This window comes from Paraburkholderia sp. Ac-20340, from assembly GCF_017104965.1.
GTDB lineage: Bacteria > Pseudomonadota > Gammaproteobacteria > Burkholderiales > Burkholderiaceae > Paraburkholderia.
The window spans coordinates 25,124-49,230 of sequence record NZ_JAAGPR010000015.1; the positions used below are offsets into that span (position 1 = coordinate 25,124).

Sequence of the window (24,107 nt, forward strand, 5' to 3'; positions counted from 1 at the left end):
CGGGCGCGAGGACCTTGAACGTCGTCAGGGTCGCGAAAAATACTGGCTGGGGTATGGGCATCAGGCGCCAAGCGCCGCGAGCCACGCCAGCAGCGCTTCGACCGATTCGACACGCGTGCGCGCGATGGTTTCGCCGCCGCCGACCTTGATCGACAGCCCGCCCACTTCGTTGACCACGGCGAAGCCTTTTTCGTCGGTGAGATCGTCGCCGGCGAACACCGGCGTGCGGCCCGCGAACGGCGGCTCGTTCAAGAAGGCGCGCAGCGCGCGGCCTTTATCGACGTCCTTGGGCTTGATCTCGTAGACCATCTTGCCGGGCTGCAGCACGTAGGCCGCGGCAAATTCGGCCGCGAGCCTTTCGGTGGCCTCGCGCGCCGTGGCTTCGTGCTCGGGCGCGTTGCGATAGTGCAGCGCGAGCGCCGCGCCCTTGATCTCCAGCAGCATGCCCGGATGCGTGCGCACGACTTCCGCCAGCACCTGCTCCATGTGCAGCAGACGCTCGTCGTTGAAGCCGACGCGCTGGGTGTCGCCATTGGCGTCGCGACGCTCGGCGCCATGCAGACCGGCGATCGGCAGATCCGGCATGCGTAGAAAATCGTCGATGCTGTCGATGCCGCGACCGGACACGATCGCCACCGCGCCGTGCGTCGCGCGCCGCAGATCGCCCAGCAGCGCGAGCATGTCGGGGCGCACGAGCACGCCGTCGGGCGTGGGCGCGAGATCGACGAGCGTGCCGTCGAAGTCGAAGAAAAATGCCGTCTTGTCGAACGGCAATTCAACCGGAAGTTCTTGCGCAGGTTCTTGCATTACGTTCGTTTCGTCCCTCGGCACGTCGGCCGGGTAAGCGTGAGGCGCACTGGCGCCCGCCGGGCAGAGTGTGCGCATCTTACCGCGCCTCACTTCAATTTTCGAGAAAGTAAGCCTATAGGGCCGTTTTTGGGGCCTAACCGGGGCTAACCACGCCCATTTGAGCCGGTTTCGGCATCCGGCTTCTGGCCACCGCTTCTGTCGATTTTGACGCCGATACACCGCGCGCCCATTGATGCGACAAATTGCCCCTAAACCTGGTCATAACAGCCTGTCTGCGACTGCCTGTGCCCAATTTTGCTACAGTCCACCGACATGCCGCAGCCAGCCGCGCTGCCTGGCCAAGAATTCGAGCCCATTCGAGCCGCCGAGACAGCCCTTGCTTGCCACCGTTGCCGTGTTGCCATTCCAGCGCTTCATCCGCTGCCTGCGCCTTCTCCGCCAGCGGGTCGGGGCTGGCATCGGCGCCTGGCTCGCGGTGATCGCCGGCACGACGCTGATGCTGGGCGCCTGCTCGCAGCCCGCCGCACCCTGGCAGCTCACCAATGTCAGCGGCCATCTGCCCGACCTCGAGTTCACGCTCACCGCCAACAACGGCCAGCCGATGCGCGCCGCCGATCTGCACGGCAACACCACGCTCGTCTATTTCGGCTACACGCATTGTCCCGATGTCTGCCCGGAAACCATGGCGCGGCTGATGCAGGTACTAGCAAAACTCGGCCCCGACGCGCAGCACGTGCGCATTCTCTTTATCAGCGTCGATCCGGTGCGCGACACGCCGCAGGCGCTGCACGCCTATGTGGGCGCGTTCGATGCGCAGCACGCGCTGGGTCTGACCGGCAGCGACGCGCAGGTCGAATCGCTCGCGAAGCGCTACCGCGTGGCCTATCAGATGGAGAAGCGCGATCCCGACGGCAGTTATGAAGTCACGCACAGCTCGGCCGTCTATGTGTTCGACGCGCAAGGCCGCGCACGCCTGCTGGCCACCGACAAGGACACGCCGGACGCCATCGCGCATGATGTGCGCCGCGTGATCGACGCCGCGAGCTGAGCGCTTCACAGCACGCTTTAACCGAAACGATTTCCCGCACCACCCGCAACAGGAACTGCCATGACGATGAAACTGAAATCCCTCACTGCCTCGCTCGGCTGCGCCCTCGCCTGCACGTTCGCCGCTTTCGCGCCTTCGGCCCAGGCGGCTGGCGCGGCGCTCAGCGCGCAGAACGCGTGGGTCCGCTGGCTGCCGAACGATCTGCCGGCCGCGGGCTACGTGACGCTGAAGAACGACGGCGATCAGCCGGTCGATCTCGTCGATGTGTCGAGCGACGACTACGGCATGGTGATGCTGCATCAGACCGTGTCGAACGGCTCGACGCAGAAGATGGTGATGGTGCACAAGGCGACGGTGCCCGCGCACGGCACGCTCGCGATCGCACCGGGCGGCTATCACCTGATGCTGGAGCACGCGAAGCACAAGGTTGCGCCGGGCGATACGGTGCATCTGAAGCTGCAATTCTCCGATGGCGCGACGCTCGACACGCCGTTCGCAGTGAAGCCGCCGTCGCAGCAGTAAGCGAATCGGCGCACGCGCGATGAACCTGCACGCTTGAGCCCGCGATGAACCCGCACGCATGAAAACGCGATGAACCTGCTCTACTGGCTCGATCCCTGGGAGCCGTCGCCCACGGTCGTGATCGCCATCGCCGTGGCGGCGATCCTCTTCGTGCGCGGCCAGCGTCACGCGCGCGTTACGCTCGCGCGGCGCATTGCGTTCTGGTTCGGCCTGAGCGCGCTGTATATCGCGCTGCACACGCGGCTCGATTATTTTTTCGAGCATGAGTTCTTCATGCACCGCGCGCAGCATCTCGTGCTGCATCACCTCGGGCCGTTCTTTATAGCGCTGTCCTATCCGGGCGCGGCGCTACGCGCGGGCATTCCGTTCCGATGGCGGCAGCGCTTCGTGCGCCCCGCTCTCGCGGCGCGGCCAGTGCGCATGGCGCTCGACATCGTCATGCATCCGGTCGTGGCCGTGACGCTCTTTGTCGGGCTGATTTATTTCTGGCTGCTCTCGCCGATCCACTTCATCGCGATGCTCGACTGGCGTCTGTATCGCGTCATGAACTGGAGCATGGTGATCGACGGGCTGCTGTTCTGGTGGCTCGTGCTCGACCCGCGGCCCGCGCCGCCCGCGCGGCTGGCGCCTGGCAAGCGCGTGCTGGTGGTGATCGCGGCGATTCCGCCGCAGATCGTGCTCGGCGCGTTTATCTTTTTCACTTCGCACGAGCTGTATCCGATCTACTCGATCTGCGGACGCGCCTTCACCTGGCTTTCGCCTATGCGCGATCAACAGATCGGCGGACTGCTGCTGTGGATTCCTGGCTCGATGATGAGCGTGATCGGCGCGCTGCTCGCGCTGCGCCACTGGATGCGGCTTTCCGCGCGCGGACGCCTCAAGCGCGTTCAACACGCGCAACGCGCTCAACACGTCCAACCCGCCAACGACCCGCGCCGGGACGCCTCACCGGCCACGCAGGCAGAACAACGCAGCTAGCTTATTCGGAGCGCATCCAGACGTGCGGGATGCCGTCTTCGTCGTGGATCTCCGAAACTGGCTTGAAACCGAACGCGCCGTAAAACTTCTGTAGATGCGCCTGCGCGTGCAGACGCATCGGCACGCCCGGCCATTGCTGCGCGATATGGCCGATCGCGCGCTCGAGCAGGCCGTTGCCCAGCTTGATGCCGCGAAAATTCTGCGATGTCACCACGCGGCCGATGCGCACGTCCGCGTCGTTTGCATCGGGCAGCAGCACGCGCAGATAGCCCGCGAGTTCACGCGCGCCGTTGCGCTCGCCCCAGGCGAACAGGTGCCAGGCATCGGCGTCGAGACCGTCGATATCGCCATAGACGCAGTTCTGCTCCACCACGAACACCGCCGAGCGCAGCGCCAGCATCGCGTAGACATCGCGCGCGCTGATGGCATCGAAGTGACGCCACTGCCACTCGAGTTGCGCCGCCGGCAATGCGGGCGAGATGGCAGAGGACACGGCGGGAGACTGCGCAGTCATGGGATTTCCGTCAAAGCTGGCTGAAAGGTCGATTATGCCTTGTGGCACGAGCGGCCCACAAACGCGGACTTTGCGGATTCACTTGCGCCGGCGCGGAGTTTCGAACTTGCGCCAGTACTCGAAAGGCTCCTCGTGCAGATCGATATCGAGTTCGACGATGCGGGCCTGCATGCGCTCCTGCGCATCGGCAATCGCACGGTTGTAGACAGCTGGTGCGATCTCTTCGAGAAAAAATCCCAGCAGCGCGCCCGCCGCGATATTGCCGATCGGCTCTTCCATGTTGGTGTCGAAGTAACGCTGGATCGACGCGATCGCGGCCGCGCGTGCGTCTTCAGGAAGCTCGATGGGCATGGTGGAGTCCGGGTGGGAGATGGTCCGGGTATTGTGCGCGATGGATTTGATACGGCACAAACCCAACTCACGCCTTGGCGATAAACCACGAAACCAACCAGCGCCGACGCTGACCAATCCCGATGCGCAAGAGCGCTGCAGCGGATATGCCACCCTTCCCGATTGTTGACTTGAGCCATGGGCACCGATAGCATGACCTGTATCAACAACGTCGATACATCGCCTGCCGAAACAGATCCAGTCGATGAGGAGCGAAACATGGCGCTGCAATTGATCAAGCGGTGGGGCAACAGCCTCGCCATCCGTATTCCGTCGAGCGTAGCGGAGGAGCTGCACCTGCGCGAAGATCAGGAGGTCGCAGTGGAAGTCGTCAACGGTGTGCTGGAGGTCAAGCCCGCTATCAAGACGTTCAATTGGGATGTCTATCGCGAACAACTTGCCAGCATGCCGGACGACCTGCACCCGACACTCGATCGCGGCGCATCTACAGGCACCGAGCTTCACGATCCCGAAAACCAGGACGACTGGTAAGGAAAGCAATGAATCGAGACATTCCCGATATCGGCGACGTGGTGTGGATCAACCTCGAACCGGTCGTTGGCCATGAACAGGGCGGCAAATATCCGCGTCCCGTGATTGTGATGACGCCTGCCGCGCACAATGGCCCATCGCATCGCATCGTCGGCGTGCCGTGTACGACCAAAAACCGGGGGTTTGCAACGGAGATTCCGATCGAGTCGCTCGCTAAACCGTGCGTCGCCTTGATCGATCAAATGACGACGCTCGATTGGGTCGAACGCAAAGCCTCTTTGAGAGGCGAACGAATCAGCGAAGCCGAGCTGGATGCCGTCAGGCGCAGCCTGAAGGTTTTCCTGAATCTGTAGGGATGAGGTGAACAGCCGAGGCGGCTGGCCCTGCCCGCATGAAGCGCACAAAAACCACCGCAGAAAAAAGAAAAGCCACCCGAAGGTGGCTTTTCTTTTTCTACCTGGAGGCGCGAGCCGGAGTCGAACCGGCCTAAACGGCTTTGCAGGCCGCTGCATAACCGCTTTGCTATCGCGCCAGAAGCGGGCTGTTTGATGCGAATGCCTTTTGGCTCGCCAAACAAAAGGGGAAGCGCTGCTTCCCCTTTCTAAATGGAGCGGGAGACGAGGCTCGAACTCGCGACCTCAACCTTGGCAAGGTTGCGCTCTACCAACTGAGCTACTCCCGCATAACCTACCGTACTGCTTTTCCTGCCTGGCACCTCGTTTCACATTTCTGCAAAACGCTGCACCTTAATATGGAGCGGGAGACGAGGCTCGAACTCGCGACCTCAACCTTGGCAAGGTTGCGCTCTACCAACTGAGCTACTCCCGCATGGGTTACTGCTTTTACTGCTTCACCGTTGATTTGCCACTTATCTTCGGCCATCTCCACCGCATCTGCTTCGTTTGCTGCTTGTCGTGCAGCGGAGAAGTGAGATTATGTAGAACCCGCTTCATCCTGTCAACACCTTCGCACGAACTTTTTGAAAAAAGATTGGCGGGGAGGTGAATCAACGTACCTGAAAGCCCCGCCAGACGTGCGTTACAGCGCGAAAATACCGGCCGAAAATATTTGCAGATGAATCTGCGCTTACAGACTGCCCCGCTCGCGGATCTGCGGCCACGCCAGCTTCATGTAGTAAAGCATCGACCAGATCGTCAGCACGGCGGCGACATAGATCAGCCAGGTGCCCCACACGCGGGCGTCGAACAACGTCGTGCCGCCGATCGTGAGCGGCGCGTAATACAGCAGCATGGGAATCGCCACCATCTGGCAGGCGGTCTTGAACTTGCCGAGCTGGTTCACGGCAACGCTACGCGATGCGCCGATCTGCGCCATCCATTCGCGCAGCGCGGAGATTGCGATCTCGCGGCCGACGATCACCAGCGCGATCACCGCGTCGAGTCGTTGCAGGTGCACGAGCACGAGCAACGCGGCGGTCACCATGAGTTTGTCGGCGACCGGATCGAGGAAGGCGCCGAACGACGAGGTCTGATTCCATTTGCGCGCGAGAAAGCCGTCGAACCAGTCGGTCAGTGCGGCCAGCACGAAAATCAGCATGGCCGACATGTTCGCCTGCATCGGGCTCAGCATTGTCTGCGGCAGATAGAACACGCCAACCACGAGCGGAATCAGCACGATCCGCAGCCACGTCAGGAGAATCGGGATATTGAACGGCATCGTGTGGCGCAGTCTGTCAGGGGGAGATTGCAATTATGGGAGATGCAATTGTGCCGCGTCGCTGCACCTGCCACAAGCAAACGTAAGGAAGCAAGCGGGTAGCAGGCACAAAGCAGGCCGACGCGGCGCGCGGACATCAATGGAGTTGCTGGTAGATCTGCTCGGCGAGCGAATGTGAAATGCCTTCGACGCTCGCCAGATCCTCGACGCTCGCCGCCATCACGCCGCGCAGTCCGCCAAAGCGCGCCAGCAGACGTTGACGGCGTTTCGCGCCCACGCCTTCGAGTTCTTCGAGTCGCGAGGTCTGCCGCGTCTTGCCGCGCTTGGCGCGCATGCCGGTGATCGCGAAACGGTGCGCCTCGTCGCGGATCTGCGCGACCAGCATCAGCGCCGCGCTTTCCTTGCCGAGTTCGAGCGGCGTGCGGCCATCGGCGAACACCAGCGTTTCGAGGCCGACCTTGCGCCCTTCGCCCTTGGCCACGCCCACGAGCATGGCAGGGTCGAGTCCGAGTTCGTCGAAGACCTGACGCGCGATTTCGACCTGCCCCTTGCCGCCGTCGATCAGCACGATATGCGGCAGCGTGCCGCCCGCGGCGACCGGTTCCGCGCCATCGCCGCTCACCGAGGAATCGGACGGATCGGCGCCTTCGGCCTGCAGCGTCTGCGCTTCGTCGGTTTCGTTGCGCGCGGCCTGCGCGACCATTTTCTCGTAGCGGCGCGTGAGCACCTGGCGCATGGCCGCGTAATCGTCGCCGCCGGTGATGCCGGTGATGTTGTAGCGCCGGTACTCGCTCGACTGCATCTTGTGGTGGTGATAGACCACGCACGACGCCTGGGTCGCCTCGCCCATCGTGTGGCTGATGTCGAAACACTCGATGCGCAGATGCGCGAGATCGTCGAGTTCGAGCCCAAGCAACTGTGCAAGCGTGCGTGTGCGCGCCTGCTGCGAGCCTTGTTCGGAAAGCAGACGGGCGAGCGCCAGGCGCGCGTTCTGTTCGGCCATCGCGAGCCACGCGCGCTTCTGTCCTTGCGGCTGGCGCAGCAGCACGACCTTGTGGCCGGCCTGTCCGGACAGCACATCGACGAGTTCGCGGTTCGCGGGCGGATGGCTCACCACCAGCACCGGCGGCACGCGATTGCCGAAGTAATGCTGCGCGATGAACGCGTCGAGCACTTCGGATTCGATGCCGCCAGCGCGCGATTTGCGCGCGGACGACTTCGACGCGGCGGCGGCTTCCATTTCTTCTTCGCCCTGGGCGTCCGATGCGTCCGAAACTTCACCGCCCTGCGCGACTTCATCGTCGAGATCGGCAGCGATGGCGAGCGGATCGGGCAACTCAGCGTCTTCGGCAGCCGCTTCTTCAGCCGCTTCTTCGGCTTCGGCCCGCGCTGCCGCGCCTTCCACCAGCGCCTTGCGCGCCAGCGACGGCAAGGACTTCAGCGCCGCGGCCGCCACCACCGTGTCAGCGCCGATCTCTTCGGCCACGCCGCCTTCGTCGTCGGTGAGCGCGCGCTCGACGTGCGCCGGGAAATACGCCTTGTCGCCCAGATGCCGGCCGCCGCGCACCATCGCCAGATTCACGCAGACGCGCCCGCCCAGCGCCACGACCGCGAGAATATCGACGTCGCTATCGCTGCCGGTCTCGATCGCCTGCTGATGCAGCACGGTCGACAGCGAACTCATCTGGTTGCGCACCGCCGCGGCCTGCTCGAACTTCAGCTCGCTGGCGAACGCGTGCATCTTGGTCTCCAGCTCTTTCATCACTTCGCCCTGGCGGCCCAGCAGAAAACGCGACGCATTGCTCACATCGCGCGCGTAATCCTCCGCGCTGATCGCGCCCACGCACGGCGCCGTGCAACGCGCGATCTGATGCAGCAGACAAGGCCGCGTGCGGTTGTTGAACACCGAATCCTCGCAGGTGCGCAACTGGAACACGCGCTGCAGGATCTGGATGCTCTCGCGCACCGCGTAAGCGCTCGGGAACGGGCCGAAATACTGATTGTTGCGATCGACCGCGCCACGGTAGTACGCCATGCGCGGAAACTTGTGGCCGGTGAGCTTGAGGAACGGATAGGACTTGTCGTCGCGAAACAGGATGTTGTAACGCGGCGCGAGCGCCTTGATCAGGTTGTTTTCGAGCAGCAGCGCTTCGGCTTCGGAGCGCGTCACCGTGGTTTCGATACGCGCGATGCGCGTGACCATCATGGCGATGCGCGGCGAAAGCTGCGTCTTGTTGAAGTAGCTCGAGACACGCTTTTTCAGGTCGCGCGCCTTGCCCACATAGAGCACCGCGTTCTGCGCGTCGTAATAGCGATAGACGCCCGGCAGGTGCGGGAGCTGCGCGAGGACCTCTTTCGGGTCGAAAACGGCGGGTTCGGTGGAAGCGGTCATCCAGTGCGGGGCGTTCGGTGTCGGGCCGGTGGCAGGCCGGTATCAGGCCGATAACAGGCCAGTAGCAGGCGGGGGCGCGTCGATGGCACCCTTTGCCGCCTTCGCGACGCCGTCATGCCGGTGTCTTAGAATCGCAAGTTTAGATCATTCCGCGTGGCCCCGAACCCGCCGCCCGGCCTGCCCGTCTGTCGCTGCAAGGCCGCGCTGCTATTCGAACGCTCCCGGACACCGTGGTCGCGCCGTGTACTGCGACCGCGCCCCCACTCTCCATCGCGCGCTATCCCGCCACCATGCCCCACGATTCACGCCCGCCTGCCGCAGCCGGCCACGACCACGCGCCAACCGGCTCGACGCCGCGCATCGCCTGCGACCTCTTTTGCGCCGTGATCGATAATTTCGGCGACATCGGCGTGTGCTGGCGTCTCGCGCGTCAGCTTGCGCACGAGCACGACTGGGAAGTGCGCCTGTTCGTCGACGATCTGCAGTCTTTCCAGCGCCTTTGCCCCGCGCTCGATCCGCAGCGCCTGACGCAGCTTGTCGAAGGCGTCGTGGTCGAGCACTGGCACGAGCCCACGCATGCTGGCGAAACGCTGAGCATCGCCGATGTGGTGATCGAAGCATTCGCCTGCGAACTGCCGCCCGTCTATATCGCGGCGATGGCGCAGCGCGAGCGCAAGCCGGTCTGGTTCAACCTCGACTATCTGAGCGCCGAAGACTGGGTCGCGGATTTTCATCTGCGTCCGTCGCCGCACCCGCGTTATCCGCTGCTCAAGCACTTCTTCTTTCCGGGACTCGGCAAGGGCACGGGCGGCGTCTTGAAGGAACGCGATCTGGATGCGGCGCGCACGGCGTTCGAAGCCTCGCCGCAAGCGCGCGCCGCGTGGTGGCAAAGCACGACCGGCGGTCCGCCGCCCGCCGCCGACGCCACGGTGATCTCGCTCTTCGCCTACGAAAACCCGGCCGTGGACGCGCTGCTCGAACAATGGCGCGACAGCCCCACGCCGATCGTCCTGCTGGTGCCGCAAGGCCGCATCTCGGGCGCACTGGCGCGCTTTTTCGGCGTCGATGCCTTCGCTGCCGGCGCGCGCGCCGAGCGCGGTTCGCTCACCGCGCACGGTCTCGCATTCACGGAGCAACGCGGCTACGACGCCCTGCTGTGGGCCAGCGATCTGAACTTCGTGCGCGGCGAGGATTCCTTCGTGCGCGCGCAATGGGCGGCGCGCCCGTTCGTCTGGCACATCTACCCGCAATCCGACGACGCCCATCTGCCCAAACTCGACGCCGCCCTCGCCCACTACGCCAGCACGCTCGACGATGCGCCGCGCCGCGCGCTCGAACGCTTCTGGCACGCGTGGAACGGCAACGGCGCAACCGAAGCGCAGCCAGGCGGCGGCAAAGCGCCCGAAGCGATGGCGAACTGGAGCGAATTTGCCGAGCACTTGCCGGCCTTCAAGGCCCGTGCACAGGCGTGGGCACGCGAACTCGCGCAGGCCGGCGATCTCGCTGGAAATCTAGCCGGATTCGCAAAAACTCAGTTAAAATAAGCGGTTACCCGACGGCAGCCGTCTCAAGCGCTTCGATGTTTCTAACCGCGCTCGCAATCCGTCGTTCTCACCCCAATACGCGGGCAGCAGTACGAGAACGGCCGGCGCGGACACCTCGAATCGCTTGCGACGTTTGCCGTTGCGCACACTCGAAGCTATTTAAATCTGGACAGGACAGTTTTTTATGAAGACCGCACAGGAACTCCGCGTCGGCAACGTCGTCATGATCGGCAGCGACGCCATGGTCGTGCAGAAGGCCGAGTACAACAAGTCGGGCCGTAACTCCGCCGTCGTGAAGATGAAGTTCAAGAACCTGCTGAGCGGCGCAGGCATGGAAACCGTGTACAAGGCCGACGACAAGTTCGAAGTCGTGGTGCTCGAGCGCAAGGAAGTGACCTACTCGTACTTCGCTGACCCGATGTACGTGTTCATGGACGCCGACTACAACCAGTACGAAGTCGAAGGCGAGATGATGGGCGACGCCCTGAACTACCTCGAAGACGGCATGGCTTGCGAAGTCGTGTTCTACAACGAGAAGGCCATCTCGGTCGAACTGCCGACCGTGCTCGTGCGCGAAATCATCTACACGGAACCGGCTGTCAAGGGCGACACGTCGTCGGGCAAGGTTCTGAAGAACGCCAAGCTGCAAACCGGCTTCGAACTGCAAGTGCCGCTGTTCTGCAACATCGGCGACAAGATCGAAATCGACACGCGTACCAACGAGTACCGCAGCCGCGCCTAAGCCCAAACGGCGCTTTTATGCGCCGTGCGGCCGCGCGAGCACCGCTGCCGTGCGATTTTCCATGCGTGGCGGATGCAATCGTAAAAGCGCCCCTCGGGGCGCTTTTTCTTTTTTTCCCGAGCGTGTATGTTTGTGACTTCATGGGAAAACCTTACCGGTTTTGCGCACGCGCAAAATCGCCGCAGCTTGATGCGGTAAGGCGAGGTGCTCATGGCATGGTTCCTGCTGGCTTCGTTTTAAGATAGCGCGCAAGCGCCCTTCCACCGAAACCAGGAGAGACTCGATGAACAATGACATCGCTGAAGGCAAGTGGAAGCAGTTGATCGGCAAGGCCAAGGCCGCGTGGGGCGAGTTGACAGACGACGAACTCACCAAGGCCGAAGGACGCGCGGATCGGCTGGCGGGACTGATCCAGGAACGTTACGGCAAGACGCGTGACGAAGCGGAGCAGGAAGTGAAGCGCTGGTTTGACGCGCACCGGCCGTTCGACGACTGAAACATCGGCGTCGATCGATATCCGGGCGTGAATTAACGCGGTCCGCGGCGACGAGTCCGAAGCTCGAACCGATCGCCGACGGACTTGCAGAAGCATTGGGGGTAGGACAGACCGAGCGCCGCGAGCCTTGAACTTCGCGGCAAATCGGGGCTGCGCGCAGGCATGGCGCGGCGGTAAGCAGGCGCTTCAAACGAAAAACGATGCGAAGAACGCCGCGGCCGCAGCAGCTTGCCACGCGACAATCTGGGGAGGACCGGAGCTGAACAATCTGATTCGAGACACGCAGGTGATCTCGGTGACCACTTCCGTATCGTGCCGCGCCCTGGCGCGCCGTCACGTTGCGCCTGTCGCCTGGCGACCGGGCTGCGCGCGCCGTCGCGCCGCTCCGGCCGTCATGCGCCCCGCTTCACGCCTGCTTCACGCCCATCGGTAAGCCGCTTCCGCCATGCCACATGCCCTGATTGTCGAAGACGATCCCAATAGCCTGTCCGGCCTTTCCGCCATCCTGGCCGCCGACGGTTTTTCCGTCGATACGGCCGCCACCCTCGCCGATGCGCGCGCCGCCCTCGCGCGTTTCATCCCCGACGTCGTACTCGTCGACCTGAACCTGCCCGACGGCAGTGGCCTCGAATTGCTGCCCCACCTGCCGGCGCAGCCGCCCGGCGGCGCGCTGCCCGTGATCGTGATGACCGGCAACGCAACGGTCGAAAGCGCGATCGAAGGTCTGCGCCACGGCATCTGGGACTATCTGCTCAAGCCGGTCAACATTCCGCGCCTGCGCAGCCTGCTCGCGCGCATTCCGCGCCCCTACGAACTGACCGAGGAAGTCCGCACGCTGCGCGAAAGCCTGCGCCTGCTCGGCCGCTTCGGACCGATGCTCGGGCGCAGCGGCGCGATCCAGCACGTCTACGACGCCATCGAACAACTCGCGCCCACCGAATCGGCGATCCTCGTGCACGGCGAGCCCGGCACCGGCAAGGAAGTCGCGGCCCGCACGCTGCATCAGCTGAGCCGCCGCCGCAAGGGACCGTTCGTGCTGTGCGACGCGCGTGCACTCGCGGCCGAGGCCGCCAGCGGCCGGCCGCTCGCCAGCATCCTGTTCGGCCACGAGCGCGGCGCGTTCAGCGGCGCCGAGCAGCGCGAGCCGGGTCTGGTCGATCACGCCAGCGGCGGCACGCTCTTTATCGACGAACTCACCGACCTGCCGCGCATGCAGCAGGAAGCGCTGTTGCGCGCGCTCGACTCGCAGACCTTCATGCGCGTGGGCGGCAGCAGCGAAGTGGGCACCGATTTCCGCCTGATCGCGGCCACGCGCGCGGTGCCGCGCGACGCGGTCCAGCAAGGCATGCTGCACGAAGACCTGTGGCTGCGTCTCGACGCCGCGGCGCTGCAACTGCCGCCGCTGCGCGAGCGCGAGGAAGACGCGGCGCTGCTGGCCGCCGCCTGCGTCGACGAACTGAATCTGGATGCGCATACGCGCGGCCTCACCGGCACGACGCGTCTGGTGGCGCCCTCCTTCGTGCGCGAATGTCTGGCTTACGACTGGCCGGGCAACGTGCGCGAATTGCAGGAGCGTGTGAAGCGCGCGTGGCACGCTTCGGGCGACATCCTCGAAACGCTGCAGGCCGAGGAAAGCAGCGGCGCCTCCACGCGCGACATGAACGGCGGCCGCGTGCAGGTGACGGTGGGCACGCCGCTCGCCGATGTCGAGGAAATGCTGATCCGCGCCACGCTCGATGCGGTGGGCGGCACGCGCCATCGTGCGGCGTCGCTGCTCGGCATCAGTCCGAAGACGCTCTACAACAAGCTCCAGCGCATGCGGCTGAATTAATCTTCAGCGCGTCCGGGACGTAAAAAAACGGCGGCCCCTTCGATACCGAAGGGGCCGCCGTTCTGCTTTCAGCTAACTGCCGGATCCGCTTAAGGCAACACGCTGCGCAGCAAGGCCTGCGCCGACAGATACGCCGGATCGGCGACCATCTTGTCCCAGCGCATCGCCTTGCCGCGCCCGCGCATCCTGGCGATGCGTCGGGCCGATGCCTTGCGCTCGCGCGACGGCTCTTCGCTGCGCAGCGCGTCGAGCACCTTCTCGGCCTCGTGCGGCTGGTTGCAGATCAGCACCATGTCGCAGCCCGCTTCCAGCGCGGCGCGCGCGCCTTCGGTCAGCGTGCCGCCCTGGCGCGCGGCTTCCATCGACAGATCGTCGCTGAAAATCGCGCCCGGGAAGCGCAGGCGCCCGCGCAGGATTTCCTGCACCCAGATGCGCGAGAAACCGGCCGGCTTGCTATCGACCTTCGGATAGATCACGTGCCCCGGCATCGCCGCCGCCAGCGACAGGCCGAGCCAGTCATACGGCTGCGCATCTTCGCCGAGGATCGATTCGAGCGGACGCTCGTCCACCGGCACCGCGACGTGCGAGTCGGCCGTCGCGAAACCGTGACCGGGAAAGTGCTTGCCGCAGTTCGCCATGCCGGCGAGCGCAAGGCCGTGATTCAGGCTCTTGGCGAGCATCGTGACGACGCGCGGATCGCGATGGAACGCGCGGTCGCCCACCACCTTCGATTGCCCGTAGCCCAGATCGAGCACCGGCGTAAACGACAGGTCGATGCCGCAGGCGCGCAACTCGGCGGCGAGGATATAACCCACCGCGGTCGCCACCTTGGTCGCGAGCAGCACGTCCTTGTCCCACAGCGCGCCAAGGCGCCCCATCGCGGGCAGGACGGTGAAGCCGTCGGTGCGAAAACGCTGCACGCGACCGCCTTCGTGATCGACGGCGATCAGCAGATCGTCGCGCACGGCGCGGATCGCATCGGTAAGCGCGACCAGCTGGGCGCGGTTTTCGTAGTGGCGCGCGAACAGGATCACGCCGCCGGTGGAAGGATGCGCGAGACGACGCACGTCGTCATCGTTGAGCGTCGTGCCGACCACGTCGAGCATGACCGGACCGGGAATTCGTTTCATCGATTGTTCGGGCATTAAGAGCACTTCATGGCCACACTTCGAGGCCACATTGGAGCCGCACGCCATGCGCGCGGCGGGAGGGAAACCGGCGTGAAGCTCAGGCGCGCGGCTGGTCCGTTTCGGCGATCACGAACGAGACGGCATAGTCGCGCTCGTCGGTGATCGTCACCTGCGTGGTGATGCCGCGCTCCTCCAGCCAGAGCGCGAGCTCGCCCGAGGCGACCATGTACGGCTTGCCGCCGGGCGCGTTGAGCGTCTGCACGGCGCGCCAGGTCATCGGCATATGGATGCCCAGACCGATCGCCTTCGAAAACGCTTCCTTGGCGGAAAAGCGCGTGCACAGATACGCGAGACCGCGCACTTCCGAACGGGCCTTGCGCGCCTGGTAGACCTTGAGTTCGTCGGGGCCGAGGATGCGCTCGGCGAAGCGTCCGCCGGTGCGCTCCATCGTCGCCGCGACGCGGCTGATCTGGATGATGTCGGTGCCGATGCCGTATATCGCCATGCGCTCCTCGTCCTTTGTTGCGGTGTTTGAAGCAGCGTGCGCGCTTATTGACGCACTTATCGACTCACTTAAGCGCGCGCAGCCGCTACGCGCGCTGCAACCATGATCGCCTTCATCTCGCGCACCGCGTTCTCCCAGCCCGCGAAGATCGCATGCGCGACCACGGCGTGACCGATATTGAGTTCGTGGATGCCTTCGATCGCGGCGATCTGCTGCACGTTGGTGTAGTGCAGGCCGTGACCCGCGTTGACCTTGATGCCCAGCGCGACGCCACAGTTCACGCCCGCCACCACACGCTCGTATTCGCGCTGCTGTTCGGCGGCTTCGTGCGCTTCGGCGTAACGGCCCGTGTGCAGTTCGATCACCGGAGCGCCGGCGGCCTGCGCGGCGCGGATCTGCGTTTCGTCCGCATCGATGAAGAGCGACACGCGAATGCCCGCATCGGCCAGTTGACGGCAAGCCGCCGACACGGCCTCGAATTGCCCGGCCACGTCCAGACCGCCTTCGGTCGTCAGCTCGGCGCGCTTTTCGGGCACGAGACAGACGTCGTGCGGCTTGATCTCGCAGGCGATGTCGAGCATTTCGGCGGTCACCGCGCATTCGAGATTCATGCGCGTCTTGAGCAGCGGGCGCAGCTTGCGCACATCGGCATCGACGATATGGCGGCGATCCTCGCGCAGATGCAGCGTGATCGCATCGGCGCCCGCTTCTTCGGCGAGCAGCGCCGCGCGGATCGGATCGGGATAAGTCGTGCCGCGCGCGTTACGCAGCGTGGCGACGTGGTCGATGTTGATGCCGAGGTCGATCACGTTGGGCGAAGTCAGGAAGAAGCTCATAGGTTCTGCAGGTCGATCAGGATCTGGCGCGTCGCGAGCGGCGTGCCGCCAAGGTAAGTGTTCAGCAGGAAACGCATCAGCGCCTTGCTCTGCGCGACGGTCTGGGGACGATGGTAATCGTCCTCTTCCATGTCGAGCAACGTCTGGCCCGACAACACGGGCCATTGCGCGGGCCATTCGTCCGAGGCCTCGCGCACGCCACGCTCGGGATCGAACACGTAGCGGCCTTCGGCCACCACGGTCCTGCGATTGACGGTGCGGTTGAGCGCCAGCGCGTAGCCGGTGTCGCGCAGCAGCACGCGCTCGAACGAACGCAGCACCTGGACGGGCGGCAGATCGTGCGCGAGGCGCGTCAGCGTGACGACGTAGTGATTGAAAAGCGCGGGATGCGGGTCTTCGCGAGCGAGAAACTTCACGAGCAATTCGTTGACGTAAAACCCGCAGAGCAGCGCGTCGCCCACGAGCGGCAACATGCCGCCGACCCATTCGGCGCCGGTGAGCGTGCGCACTTCGCCTTTGCCGGTCCAGTTCAGCGTGAGCGGCTGGAAGGTCTGCAGCACGCCGCGCAGCGCCGAGTGCGGACGCTTCGCGCCCTTCGCGACCAGCGCGACGCGGCCATGATCGCGCGACAGCACATCGATGATGAGACTGGTTTCGCGATACGGATAGCTGTGCAGCACGAAGGCCGGCTGCTCGCTCACGCGATAGTCGGATGCCGTGCTGCGCGAGGCGCGCGGCAATTGCGAGCGAGCGGTGGTTTTGCGCGGCGTGGCGCGGCGTTCGAGCGTGGCGTCGGCGCCTTCGCTCATGTCGCGCTCGCTCGATGCAGGCGAGCGCGTGCGGCGGCTGCGCGTGCCGCTGGTGCTGCTGTTGCCGATGCTGCTATTGGCACCCGCGCTGTTTGAACTCCCCGAGCGCCGTGCGCGTGCCGCGCCGGCGCCGGGCGATTCGAAATCGGCGTCGTCGGCGCTCGCGTCGGGCGCGGACCAGCCGTCGTTCAGGGTTCCGGCTTCGCCGTCACTCATGCCCGCTCACTCGCACCTTGAGATTGCTGTCGCTGGATTGCGTTCTGGGATGAACGGACTACGCGTTACTCGTAGCCGTACGCGCGCAAGCCGGCTTCGTTATCGGCCCAGCCGCTCTTCACCTTCACGAAGGTTTCGAGATACACCGGACCGTCGAAGAGCTTTTCCATGTCGAGGCGCGCTTCGGTGCTGATCTGCTTGAGCTTGCTGCCCTTCTGGCCGATCACCATGGCCTTCTGGGTATCGCGCTCGACCAGGATCGTCGCGAAGATACGGCGCAGACGCCCTTCCTGCTCGAATTTTTCGATGACCACGGTGCTCGTGTACGGCAGTTCGTCGCCGGTCCAGCGGAACACCTTTTCGCGCAGGATTTCAGCGGCGAGGAAACGCTCGCTGCGGTCGGTCAGATCGTCTTCGCCGTAGATTGGCTCGCCTTCGGGCAGATACGGCTTGAGCACCGCCAGCAGACGCTTGATGTCGTCGTTGTTCTTCGCCGACAGCGGCACGATCTCGCGGAATTCGCGCTGCTTCTGCACTTCCTCGATAAACGGATAAAGCGTGGCCTTGTCCTTCACGCAATCGATCTTGTTGGCGATCAGGATCGTGGGCGCGCCCGGCGGAATCAGGTCGAGCACCTTTTGATCGTCGGGACCGAACTTGCCTGCTTCGATCACGAACAGCACGGCATCGACGGAACTCAGCGTCGAGGTCACGGCGCGGTTCAGCGAACGATTGAGCGCCGTGCTGTGGCGCGTCTGGAAGCCCGGCGTATCGACGAAAATGTACTGCGCGTCTTCGGTCGTATTGATGCCGGTGATGCGGTGGCGCGTGGTCTGCGCCTTGCGCGAGGTGATGCTGATCTTCTGGCCGACGAGTGCGTTCATCAGCGTGGATTTGCCGACGTTCGGACGGCCGACGATCGCGACCATGCCGCAGCGGAAACCGGCAGGAGTGGAAATAGGTGCGTTCATGATCGGACCGGAGAAATAAAGCGGGGCGCGCGTGGTTCGCGCGCCCGGGTGGAATCAGTGGCCGGCGTCGGCGGCGCGCACGGGAACGGCCGCGCCGATTTCGGCGCTGGCCTCGGCGGAGCCGGAGGATGCGTTGGACGACGCCTTGTCGTCTTGTGAATCGTGACTGCCGTGTTGCCCGTGCTGGCTATCGCGGTTGCGCGAGGTGCGCGGCGCGATCGAAGCGGCGGACGGCACAGCGTCGAATTTGTCGGCAGCGGGCTTTTCAAGAATAGCGCGTTCTGGCTTTTCAGCGCCCCGCTCTGCTGCCTTCTCCTGCACGTGCGCGGCGCGGATCACCGCGAGCGGCGCCGTTTCGGCAGGATTGGCGCCCGCAGCGGCCGCCGCAGCGGCGCCTGCAACCGTGGTCGGACGCTCGCCGCGCCCACGGCGTTCCGGCGCGCGCAGATCGAGCGCGCCTTGCACGCCCGTTACGCCCGGCACGACGTCGATTTCGGCTTTCGGTGCGCGCGCGCCTTTCGAGCGGCGCGGCTTGGCAACCAGCGCGGGCGCGGCAGCCATCACCTCGTCGAGCGCCTTCTTCGCGGCGGCCTGCTCAGCCGCGCGACGGCTCGCACCCGAGCCCGCAACCTTCACGTCGAGCTTGGGCACCGTGCATTCGACTTCAAACTGCTGATTGTGCGCCGCACCATGCGTAGCGACCACCGTGTAGGTGGGCAGCGCAATCTTGTGACCTTGCAGATATTCCTGCAGCAGCGTCTTGGCGTCCTTGCCGAGCGTGCGCGGGTCGATGTGATCGAGGATCGGCACGTACAGGCGCTTGATGACCGTCTGCGCGGCGTCGAAGCCGCCATCGAGGAAGATCGCGCCGAAGATTGCTTCGAGCGCATCCGCGAGAATCGACGGACGGCGGAAACCGCCGCTGCGCAATTCGCCCTCGCCCAGACGCAGGCCATCGGCAATATTCAGGGCCTGAGCAATCTCGTACAGCGACTGCTGTTTGACCAGATTTGCGCGAACGCGCGAAAGATCGCCTTCGTCCAGCTTGCCAAAACGTTGGAACAATAGGGCAGCCACCGCGCAATTCAGAACCGAATCACCGAGGAATTCGAGGCGTTCGTTATGCGTGGCACTATGACTGCGGTGGGTGAGAGCCTGGCGCAACAATTCCGCATTGCGAAATTCATAGCGCAGCCGGCTTTCCAACGGAGATTGGGGCATGGGGAGAGTATAACGCGCCCGCCGCCCCCGGCGAAAACGCGGGGCGGCGGGCGAAAAACCGTGATGAAGCGGCGTTGCCGCGGGTTCTTCAAGTAGCGCGCGAAGATGCGTTGCGCGTAGCAGTCACGCTGCACGCGCAGATCGCATCCTGCGTTACTCGAACGAACCGATGCGCTTCAGGCTGCTGAAGTTCATCCAGATGAAGAACGCGCGACCGACAACGTTCGCGTCGGGCACGAAGCCCCAGTAGCGGCTGTCCGCGCTGTTGTCGCGATTGTCGCCCATCATGAAGTAGTGGCCTGCGGGCACCTTGCAGATCACACCGCGTGCGTTGTACTGGCAGTTGTCGCGATACGGATAATCATCCGCGCCGACGACGAACGGCGGCACCGCCGGGTTGTTCAGGATGTTGTTCTTGCGGCCGTTGCCGAGATCTTCCGTGAACTGCTTCGCGTAACCGATGCGCTCTTCGTCGAAGAAGTCGGCTTGCGGCGTTTCAGGCACCGGCTGGCCGTTGATCGTGAGCTGCTTGTCCTGATACGCAACCACATCGCCCGGCAGACCGATCACACGCTTGATGTAATCGACCGACTCGTCCTTCGGATAGCGGAACACCACCACGTCGCCGCGCTCGAGCGCACGGCCATGCGTGATCTTCGTGTTGGTGATCGGCAGGCGAATGCCGTATTCGAACTTGTTCACGAGGATGAAGTCGCCCACCAGCAGCGTCGGCACCATCGAACCCGAGGGAATCTTGAACGGCTCGACGACAAACGAACGCACGAGGAACACGACCAGGATGACCGGGAAGAAGCTCGCCGTGTATTCGAGCCACCACGGCTGACGCAGCTTTTCGTTACGCAGGTTCTGGCGCGTAACCGGTGCGTTTTCGTCGGCGAAACGCTCGCCTACGCGTTCCTGCTGCCGGTCGAATTCGGCGACCGCCGCATCGGCGGCGAGGCGCCGGCGCGGCATGAAAACCAGCTTGTCTGCAACCCACGCGATGCCCGTCAAGATGACGAGCACAAAAAGGATCAGCGCAAAATTCATGTAGTGGTCCGTTGTTCGGGCTTATTTGTCTTCGACGCGCAGAATCGCAAGGAACGCTTCCTGCGGAATTTCCACAGTACCCACCTGCTTCATCCGCTTCTTGCCTTCTTTCTGCTTTTCGAGGAGCTTCTTCTTACGCGAGATGTCGCCGCCATAACACTTGGCCAGCACGTTCTTGCGCAATGCCTTGATGTTTTCACGCGCGATGATGTGCGCGCCGATCGCGGCCTGGATCGCCACGTCGTACATCTGGCGCGGAATGATTTCGCGCATCTTCGCCGCCACTTCGCGGCCGCGGTATTGCGACTGCGAACGGTGCACGATGATGGACAGCGCATCGACCTTCTCGCTGTTGATCAGCATGTCGACCTTCACGACGTCCGCGTTGCGGTATTCCTTGAACTCGTAGTCCATCGACGCATAGCCGCGCGACACCGACTTCAGACGATCGAAGAAGTCGAGCACGATTTCCGCCATGGGGATTTCGTACGTGAGCTGCACCTGACGGCCGTGGTACTGCATGTTGATCTGGCTGCCGCGCTTCTGCGTACAGAGCGTGATCACCGAACCCACATAGTCCTGCGGCATGTACAGGTTCACGGTCACGATCGGCTCGCGGATTTCAGCGATGCGCGAAGGCTCCGGCATCTTCGCCGGATTCTCGACCTTGATCAGCGTGCCGTCGGCCTGGACGACTTCGTACACCACGGTCGGCGCCGTCGTGATGAGGTCCATGTCGAACTCGCGCTCGAGACGCTCCTGCACGATTTCCATGTGCAGAAGACCCAGGAAGCCGCAGCGGAAGCCGAAGCCCAGCGCCTGCGACACTTCCGGCTCGTATTGCAGCGAAGCGTCGTTCAGCTTGAGCTTTTCGAGCGATTCGCGCAGCGCGTCGTACTGGTTGGCTTCGACCGGATAGAGACCCGCGAACACCTGCGGCTTCACTTCCTTGAAGCCCGGCAGCGGTTCCGGCGCGGGACGGTTCACGAGCGTGACGGTGTCGCCCACCTTGGTGGCGGCGAGTTCCTTGATGCCCGCGATGATGAAGCCCACCTGCCCCGCCGACAGCGATTCCAGGTTGCGCGACTTCGGCGCGAACACGCCGACGTGCTCGACCGGATACTGCGCGCCGGTGGCCATCAGCTTGATCTTGTCCTTCGGACGCAGCGTGCCGTTGACGATACGCACGAGCATGACCACGCCGACGTAGTTGTCGAACCACGAGTCGATGATCAGCGCCTGCAGCGGCGCTTCCGGGTCGCCCTTGGGCGGCGGCACATTGGCGATGATCGATTCGAGCACGTCCTCCACGCCGAGGCCGGTCTTCGCGCTACAGCGCGTGGCGTCGGTCGCGTCGATGCCGATCACGTCCTCGATTTCCTCGATGGCGTTTTCGGGATTGGCGGCGGGCAGGTCGATCTTGTTGAGCACCGGCACGACTTCCACGCCGAGTTCGATCGCCGTGTAGCAGTTCGCCACGGTCTGCGCTTCCACGCCCTGGCTGGCATCGACGACGAGCAGCGCGCCTTCGCACGCCGACAGCGAGCGGCTGACTTCGTAGGAGAAGTCGACGTGGCCCGGCGTGTCGATCAGGTTCAGGTTGTAGACCTTGCCGTCACGTGCCTTGTACGTGAGGGCCGCGGTCTGCGCCTTGATCGTGATGCCGCGCTCGCGCTCGAGATCCATCGAGTCGAGCACCTGCGCTTCCATTTCGCGGTCGGACAAGCCGCCACACAGCTGGATGATGCGATCGGCGAGCGTCGACTTGCCATGGTCGATGTGCGCAATGATCGAGAAGTTACGAATATGATCCATTCAGTACCGATCAAGCGAAAAAGGCGCGCCCCAACGATAGCTGGGCACGCCTCGTAAACAGATGAAAAACCGAACTATTTTAGCCGAAAAGGGGTGTCAAGGGCGAACCGCGCTGTGAAGTCTTGCAGCGCATGTCCGATATGACGACTTTCGTGGCGGGATCGACAGCGTGCTGTCAGGTTCCGCTCGGCGGCTTCTTCGGTACGTAGGGGGTGTCGGCGCTCAGGCCCAGCGTGGCGCGCACGCGCGCCTCGTCGAGCCGGTAGCGGCACAGTTCGATGCCGTCGCAGACCAGCACCGGCACGAGTTCGTCATACCGCGCGACGAGTTCGGGGTCGGAATCGACATCGATGACATCGAGACGCGCACCCGCCGCTACCGCCAGCGGTTCGAGCGCCTCTCGCATTTCTTCGCAGAGATGACACCATGCCCGGCCGTACAGCACCAGATGCGCGCTGGCGCGCGAGACCGCGCGCGGCTGGGTAGCGGTCGAAGTGCGCATCGGTGTGGTGGGCATGATGTTGTCTCGCTTATTTCTGCTTGCAGCCGTTTAACGCCGCGGTTTACTTCTGCGCCGGCGCGCGCGGGCGAAGCGGCACGAACTGCGTGTTGTCGCCACGTCGCACGAGGATCGCGACCATCTTCTGCGTATCCAGATGCGAACTGACGTCCTGGAACTGCTTCGCGTTGGCGATATCGGTGTCGCCTACGCGCAGGATGATGTCGCCCTTTTGCAGACCGGCGCGCGCCGCGGGACCGTCCACCGCATCGACCACCACGCCGCCCTTGATCTTGAGCTGGGCCAGTTGATCGGCGGGAATGTCGGTCACCGACAGACCCAGCGCGTTCGCCGCACGCGGCTTCGGCGCCGGCGCTTTCTTCGCGTCGGGCTTGCCGCCCTTGTCGGTCTGCATTTCGGCGATCGAGATCGGCAGGTCGCGGGTCTGGCCCTTGCGCCAGATCGTCACCGTCGCCTTGCTGCCCGGCTTGGTGTCGCCGACCATGCGCGGCAGATCGGTTGCGGCGTCCACGGTCTGACCATTGAACTTCTGGATGATGTCGCCCGGCTGGATGCCCGCCTTGTCGGCCGGTCCGCCCGGCTCGACGCTCGACACCAGCGCGCCCTGCGCCTTCGGCAGACCGAGCGAATCGGCGACATCCTTCGTCACCTCGCCGATCGCCACGGCGATGCGGCCGCGCGTGACCTTGCCGGACGTCTTGAGCTGATCCGCCACGCGCATCGCCTCGTCGATCGGAATCGCGAACGAAATGCCCATGAAGCCGCCGGTGCGGCTATAGATCTGCGAGTTGATGCCGATCACCTCGCCCTGCATATTGATGAGCGGACCGCCCGAATTGCCGGGGTTCACCGCCACGTCGGTCTGGATGAACGGCAGATAGTCGCCGGTATCGCGCCCCTTGGCGCTGACGATGCCCGCCGTCACGGTGTTTTCGAGGCCGAACGGCGAACCGATCGCCACGACCCACTCGCCCACGCGCACCTTGTTCGAATCGCCAACGTTCACCGCCGGCAGATTGTTCGCCTGGATCTTGACCACGGCCACATCGGTGCGGTCGTCCACGCCGATGAGTTTGGCCTTGAATTCGCGCTTGTCGGTGAGCGTGACGTAGATGCTGTCCGCATCGTCCACTACGTGAGCGTTGGTCATCACGTAGCCGTCGCTCGTCATGATGAAGCCGGAGCCGACGCCGCTGTTCTGTTCGCTGTCGCTACCGCTGTCCGGGCCGGAGTCCTGGCCGCCCTGGCTGCCTTGACCGCCCTGCCCGCCGCCCTGGCCGCCGCGCGGCGACTGGCCTTGCCCGCCCTGCGGACCTTGCGGCAAGGGAATGCCGAAGAAGCGGCGGAAAAATTCCGACATGTCGCCGTTATCCATGCCCGGCGGCAGATTCCCGCCCTGCGAGAGCGTCACGCGTGTCGTGGTGCGGATGTTGACCACCGAGGGCCCCACCTTGTCCACGAGATCGGTGAAGTCAGGCAGATTGGCGGCGGGCGCCGCCGTTGCCACGTGCGGGGCGAACGGCAGGCACACCGCCACCACCGCGGCCGCGAAGAATTTGCGCAGCGGGAGGATCGTCATATCGTAATCGGCCGTAGGA

The 24,107-nt window shown here is 64.2% G+C and carries 24 protein-coding genes and 3 tRNA genes; 9 read left to right on the forward strand and 18 right to left on the reverse strand.

Going from position 1 to position 24,107, the window contains the following annotated elements; translation table 11 throughout:
- Positions 1 to 60: 60 nt before the first annotated feature.
- Complete coding sequence (otsB, locus tag G3N59_RS18975; protein ID WP_205984174.1) at positions 61 to 807, reverse strand: trehalose-phosphatase; 747 nt, start codon at positions 805 to 807, stop codon at positions 61 to 63.
- Positions 808 to 1,306: 499 nt separating this feature from the next.
- Here otsB and G3N59_RS18980 point away from each other — a divergent pair, with 499 nt between their 5' ends.
- The 3 genes from G3N59_RS18980 (at position 1,307) to G3N59_RS18990 (ending at position 3,358) form a co-directional block, all read left to right on the forward strand.
- Positions 1,307 to 1,858, forward strand: coding sequence for an SCO family protein (locus G3N59_RS18980; protein ID WP_205984304.1), 552 nt, complete (start codon positions 1,307 to 1,309; stop codon positions 1,856 to 1,858).
- Between the two features lie 60 nt (positions 1,859 to 1,918).
- Positions 1,919 to 2,380: a copper chaperone PCu(A)C gene (locus G3N59_RS18985; protein WP_205984175.1), complete on the forward strand. Its 462-nt coding sequence runs from the start codon at positions 1,919 to 1,921 to the stop codon at positions 2,378 to 2,380.
- Positions 2,381 to 2,449: 69 nt separating this feature from the next.
- Positions 2,450 to 3,358 carry a cytochrome c oxidase assembly protein gene (locus G3N59_RS18990; RefSeq protein WP_241023587.1) on the forward strand — a complete coding sequence of 303 codons (909 nt, stop codon included), beginning with the start codon at positions 2,450 to 2,452 and terminating at the stop codon, positions 3,356 to 3,358.
- Between the two features lies 1 nt (position 3,359).
- Here the strand turns inward: G3N59_RS18990 and G3N59_RS18995 are convergent, their stop codons facing one another.
- A complete protein-coding gene (locus G3N59_RS18995) occupies positions 3,360 to 3,872 on the reverse strand; it encodes a GNAT family N-acetyltransferase (protein WP_205984176.1) in 513 nt (170 codons plus the stop codon).
- Positions 3,873 to 3,950: 78 nt separating this feature from the next.
- A complete protein-coding gene (locus G3N59_RS19000; RefSeq protein ID WP_205984177.1) occupies positions 3,951 to 4,223 on the reverse strand; it encodes a DUF2164 domain-containing protein in 273 nt (90 codons plus the stop codon).
- Between the two features lie 177 nt (positions 4,224 to 4,400).
- On the opposite strand from G3N59_RS19000, the gene G3N59_RS19005 reads away from it, so the two are divergent.
- Both G3N59_RS19005 and G3N59_RS19010 read left to right on the forward strand, forming a co-directional pair.
- Positions 4,401 to 4,754, forward strand: a complete 354-nt coding sequence (locus G3N59_RS19005; protein ID WP_241023588.1) for an AbrB/MazE/SpoVT family DNA-binding domain-containing protein — start codon at positions 4,401 to 4,403, stop codon at positions 4,752 to 4,754.
- A gap of 8 nt (positions 4,755 to 4,762) precedes the next feature.
- The gene (locus G3N59_RS19010) at positions 4,763 to 5,107 is read left to right on the forward strand and encodes a type II toxin-antitoxin system PemK/MazF family toxin (protein ID WP_205984178.1); all 345 of its coding nucleotides are present in this window, start codon (positions 4,763 to 4,765) and stop codon (positions 5,105 to 5,107) included.
- A 105-nt stretch (positions 5,108 to 5,212) separates the two neighbouring features.
- Here the strand turns inward: G3N59_RS19010 and G3N59_RS19015 are convergent.
- The 5 genes from G3N59_RS19015 to uvrC all read right to left on the reverse strand — a co-directional run bounded on the left by G3N59_RS19015 (position 5,213) and on the right by uvrC (position 8,823).
- A tRNA-Cys gene (locus tag G3N59_RS19015) sits at positions 5,213 to 5,286 on the reverse strand.
- 74 nt (positions 5,287 to 5,360) lie between these two features.
- A tRNA-Gly gene (locus G3N59_RS19020) sits at positions 5,361 to 5,436 on the reverse strand.
- A 70-nt stretch (positions 5,437 to 5,506) separates the two neighbouring features.
- Positions 5,507 to 5,582 (reverse strand) — tRNA-Gly (locus G3N59_RS19025).
- A gap of 258 nt (positions 5,583 to 5,840) precedes the next feature.
- Positions 5,841 to 6,431: a CDP-diacylglycerol--glycerol-3-phosphate 3-phosphatidyltransferase gene (gene pgsA / locus G3N59_RS19030; RefSeq protein ID WP_205984179.1), complete on the reverse strand. Its 591-nt coding sequence runs from the start codon at positions 6,429 to 6,431 to the stop codon at positions 5,841 to 5,843.
- A 136-nt stretch (positions 6,432 to 6,567) separates the two neighbouring features.
- Complete coding sequence (gene uvrC / locus G3N59_RS19035; RefSeq protein ID WP_205984180.1) at positions 6,568 to 8,823, reverse strand: excinuclease ABC subunit UvrC; 2,256 nt, start codon at positions 8,821 to 8,823, stop codon at positions 6,568 to 6,570.
- Positions 8,824 to 9,113: 290 nt separating this feature from the next.
- On the opposite strand from uvrC, the gene earP reads away from it, so the two are divergent.
- The 4 genes from earP (at position 9,114) to G3N59_RS19055 (ending at position 13,436) form a co-directional block, all read left to right on the forward strand.
- On the forward strand, positions 9,114 to 10,367 hold the full coding sequence (gene earP / locus G3N59_RS19040) for an elongation factor P maturation arginine rhamnosyltransferase EarP (RefSeq protein ID WP_205984181.1): 1,254 nt from the start codon (positions 9,114 to 9,116) through the stop codon (positions 10,365 to 10,367).
- 184 nt (positions 10,368 to 10,551) lie between these two features.
- The gene (gene efp, locus G3N59_RS19045; RefSeq protein ID WP_205984182.1) at positions 10,552 to 11,109 is read left to right on the forward strand and encodes an elongation factor P; all 558 of its coding nucleotides are present in this window, start codon (positions 10,552 to 10,554) and stop codon (positions 11,107 to 11,109) included.
- Positions 11,110 to 11,392: 283 nt separating this feature from the next.
- Complete coding sequence (locus G3N59_RS19050; protein ID WP_205984183.1) at positions 11,393 to 11,605, forward strand: CsbD family protein; 213 nt, start codon at positions 11,393 to 11,395, stop codon at positions 11,603 to 11,605.
- A gap of 445 nt (positions 11,606 to 12,050) precedes the next feature.
- Positions 12,051 to 13,436, forward strand: a complete 1,386-nt coding sequence (locus G3N59_RS19055; RefSeq protein ID WP_205984184.1) for a sigma-54 dependent transcriptional regulator — start codon at positions 12,051 to 12,053, stop codon at positions 13,434 to 13,436.
- Positions 13,437 to 13,525: 89 nt separating this feature from the next.
- Here the strand turns inward: G3N59_RS19055 and nagZ are convergent, their stop codons facing one another.
- The 10 genes from nagZ to G3N59_RS19100 all read right to left on the reverse strand — a co-directional run bounded on the left by nagZ (position 13,526) and on the right by G3N59_RS19100 (position 24,088).
- The gene (gene nagZ / locus G3N59_RS19060) at positions 13,526 to 14,566 is read right to left on the reverse strand and encodes a beta-N-acetylhexosaminidase (protein WP_205984185.1); all 1,041 of its coding nucleotides are present in this window, start codon (positions 14,564 to 14,566) and stop codon (positions 13,526 to 13,528) included.
- A 97-nt stretch (positions 14,567 to 14,663) separates the two neighbouring features.
- On the reverse strand, positions 14,664 to 15,071 hold the full coding sequence (acpS, locus tag G3N59_RS19065) for a holo-ACP synthase (RefSeq protein ID WP_205984186.1): 408 nt from the start codon (positions 15,069 to 15,071) through the stop codon (positions 14,664 to 14,666).
- Between the two features lie 68 nt (positions 15,072 to 15,139).
- Positions 15,140 to 15,907 (reverse strand): pyridoxine 5'-phosphate synthase, encoded by a 768-nt coding sequence (gene pdxJ, locus G3N59_RS19070; protein ID WP_205984187.1) that lies wholly within the window; start codon positions 15,905 to 15,907, stop codon positions 15,140 to 15,142.
- A complete protein-coding gene (gene recO / locus G3N59_RS19075; RefSeq protein WP_241023590.1) occupies positions 15,904 to 16,932 on the reverse strand; it encodes a DNA repair protein RecO in 1,029 nt (342 codons plus the stop codon). The genes pdxJ and recO overlap by 4 nt, the downstream gene beginning before the upstream one ends.
- 65 nt (positions 16,933 to 16,997) lie before the next feature.
- The gene (gene era / locus G3N59_RS37065; RefSeq protein WP_241023592.1) at positions 16,998 to 17,903 is read right to left on the reverse strand and encodes a GTPase Era; all 906 of its coding nucleotides are present in this window, start codon (positions 17,901 to 17,903) and stop codon (positions 16,998 to 17,000) included.
- 54 nt (positions 17,904 to 17,957) lie between these two features.
- Entirely contained in the window at positions 17,958 to 19,124 is a 1,167-nt protein-coding gene (rnc, locus tag G3N59_RS37070; protein WP_241023594.1) for a ribonuclease III, read from the reverse strand.
- A gap of 153 nt (positions 19,125 to 19,277) precedes the next feature.
- Positions 19,278 to 20,174: a signal peptidase I gene (gene lepB, locus G3N59_RS19085; protein WP_205984188.1), complete on the reverse strand. Its 897-nt coding sequence runs from the start codon at positions 20,172 to 20,174 to the stop codon at positions 19,278 to 19,280.
- 21 nt (positions 20,175 to 20,195) lie between these two features.
- Entirely contained in the window at positions 20,196 to 21,989 is a 1,794-nt protein-coding gene (gene lepA, locus G3N59_RS19090) for a translation elongation factor 4 (RefSeq protein WP_205984189.1), read from the reverse strand.
- Between the two features lie 175 nt (positions 21,990 to 22,164).
- Positions 22,165 to 22,491: a glutaredoxin family protein gene (locus G3N59_RS19095; RefSeq protein WP_205984307.1), complete on the reverse strand. Its 327-nt coding sequence runs from the start codon at positions 22,489 to 22,491 to the stop codon at positions 22,165 to 22,167.
- A 61-nt stretch (positions 22,492 to 22,552) separates the two neighbouring features.
- Positions 22,553 to 24,088, reverse strand: coding sequence for a DegQ family serine endoprotease (locus tag G3N59_RS19100; protein ID WP_205984190.1), 1,536 nt, complete (start codon positions 24,086 to 24,088; stop codon positions 22,553 to 22,555).
- Between the last annotated feature and the right edge of the window lie 19 nt (positions 24,089 to 24,107).

What these genes read in the sequence shown, in the direction of transcription:
- otsB (WP_205984174.1), bottom strand. Translation starts at nt 807, where the DNA reads ATGCAAGAACCTGCGCAAGAACTTCCGGTTGAATTGCCGTTCGACAAG.
- G3N59_RS18980 (WP_205984304.1), top strand. Translation starts at nt 1,307, where the DNA reads ATGCTGGGCGCCTGCTCGCAGCCCGCCGCACCCTGGCAGCTCACCAAT.
- G3N59_RS18985 (WP_205984175.1), top strand. Translation starts at nt 1,919, where the DNA reads ATGACGATGAAACTGAAATCCCTCACTGCCTCGCTCGGCTGCGCCCTC.
- G3N59_RS18990 (WP_241023587.1), top strand. Translation starts at nt 2,450, where the DNA reads ATGAACCTGCTCTACTGGCTCGATCCCTGGGAGCCGTCGCCCACGGTC.
- G3N59_RS18995 (WP_205984176.1), bottom strand. Translation starts at nt 3,872, where the DNA reads ATGACTGCGCAGTCTCCCGCCGTGTCCTCTGCCATCTCGCCCGCATTG.
- G3N59_RS19000 (WP_205984177.1), bottom strand. Translation starts at nt 4,223, where the DNA reads ATGCCCATCGAGCTTCCTGAAGACGCACGCGCGGCCGCGATCGCGTCG.
- G3N59_RS19005 (WP_241023588.1), top strand. Translation starts at nt 4,401, where the DNA reads ATGGGCACCGATAGCATGACCTGTATCAACAACGTCGATACATCGCCT.
- G3N59_RS19010 (WP_205984178.1), top strand. Translation starts at nt 4,763, where the DNA reads ATGAATCGAGACATTCCCGATATCGGCGACGTGGTGTGGATCAACCTC.
- pgsA (WP_205984179.1), bottom strand. Translation starts at nt 6,431, where the DNA reads ATGCCGTTCAATATCCCGATTCTCCTGACGTGGCTGCGGATCGTGCTG.
- uvrC (WP_205984180.1), bottom strand. Translation starts at nt 8,823, where the DNA reads ATGACCGCTTCCACCGAACCCGCCGTTTTCGACCCGAAAGAGGTCCTC.
- earP (WP_205984181.1), top strand. Translation starts at nt 9,114, where the DNA reads ATGCCCCACGATTCACGCCCGCCTGCCGCAGCCGGCCACGACCACGCG.
- efp (WP_205984182.1), top strand. Translation starts at nt 10,552, where the DNA reads ATGAAGACCGCACAGGAACTCCGCGTCGGCAACGTCGTCATGATCGGC.
- G3N59_RS19050 (WP_205984183.1), top strand. Translation starts at nt 11,393, where the DNA reads ATGAACAATGACATCGCTGAAGGCAAGTGGAAGCAGTTGATCGGCAAG.
- G3N59_RS19055 (WP_205984184.1), top strand. Translation starts at nt 12,051, where the DNA reads ATGCCACATGCCCTGATTGTCGAAGACGATCCCAATAGCCTGTCCGGC.
- nagZ (WP_205984185.1), bottom strand. Translation starts at nt 14,566, where the DNA reads ATGAAACGAATTCCCGGTCCGGTCATGCTCGACGTGGTCGGCACGACG.
- acpS (WP_205984186.1), bottom strand. Translation starts at nt 15,071, where the DNA reads ATGGCGATATACGGCATCGGCACCGACATCATCCAGATCAGCCGCGTC.
- pdxJ (WP_205984187.1), bottom strand. Translation starts at nt 15,907, where the DNA reads ATGAGCTTCTTCCTGACTTCGCCCAACGTGATCGACCTCGGCATCAAC.
- recO (WP_241023590.1), bottom strand. Translation starts at nt 16,932, where the DNA reads ATGAGTGACGGCGAAGCCGGAACCCTGAACGACGGCTGGTCCGCGCCC.
- era (WP_241023592.1), bottom strand. Translation starts at nt 17,903, where the DNA reads ATGAACGCACCTATTTCCACTCCTGCCGGTTTCCGCTGCGGCATGGTC.
- rnc (WP_241023594.1), bottom strand. Translation starts at nt 19,124, where the DNA reads ATGCCCCAATCTCCGTTGGAAAGCCGGCTGCGCTATGAATTTCGCAAT.
- lepB (WP_205984188.1), bottom strand. Translation starts at nt 20,174, where the DNA reads ATGAATTTTGCGCTGATCCTTTTTGTGCTCGTCATCTTGACGGGCATC.
- lepA (WP_205984189.1), bottom strand. Translation starts at nt 21,989, where the DNA reads ATGGATCATATTCGTAACTTCTCGATCATTGCGCACATCGACCATGGC.
- G3N59_RS19095 (WP_205984307.1), bottom strand. Translation starts at nt 22,491, where the DNA reads ATGCGCACTTCGACCGCTACCCAGCCGCGCGCGGTCTCGCGCGCCAGC.
- G3N59_RS19100 (WP_205984190.1), bottom strand. Translation starts at nt 24,088, where the DNA reads ATGACGATCCTCCCGCTGCGCAAATTCTTCGCGGCCGCGGTGGTGGCG.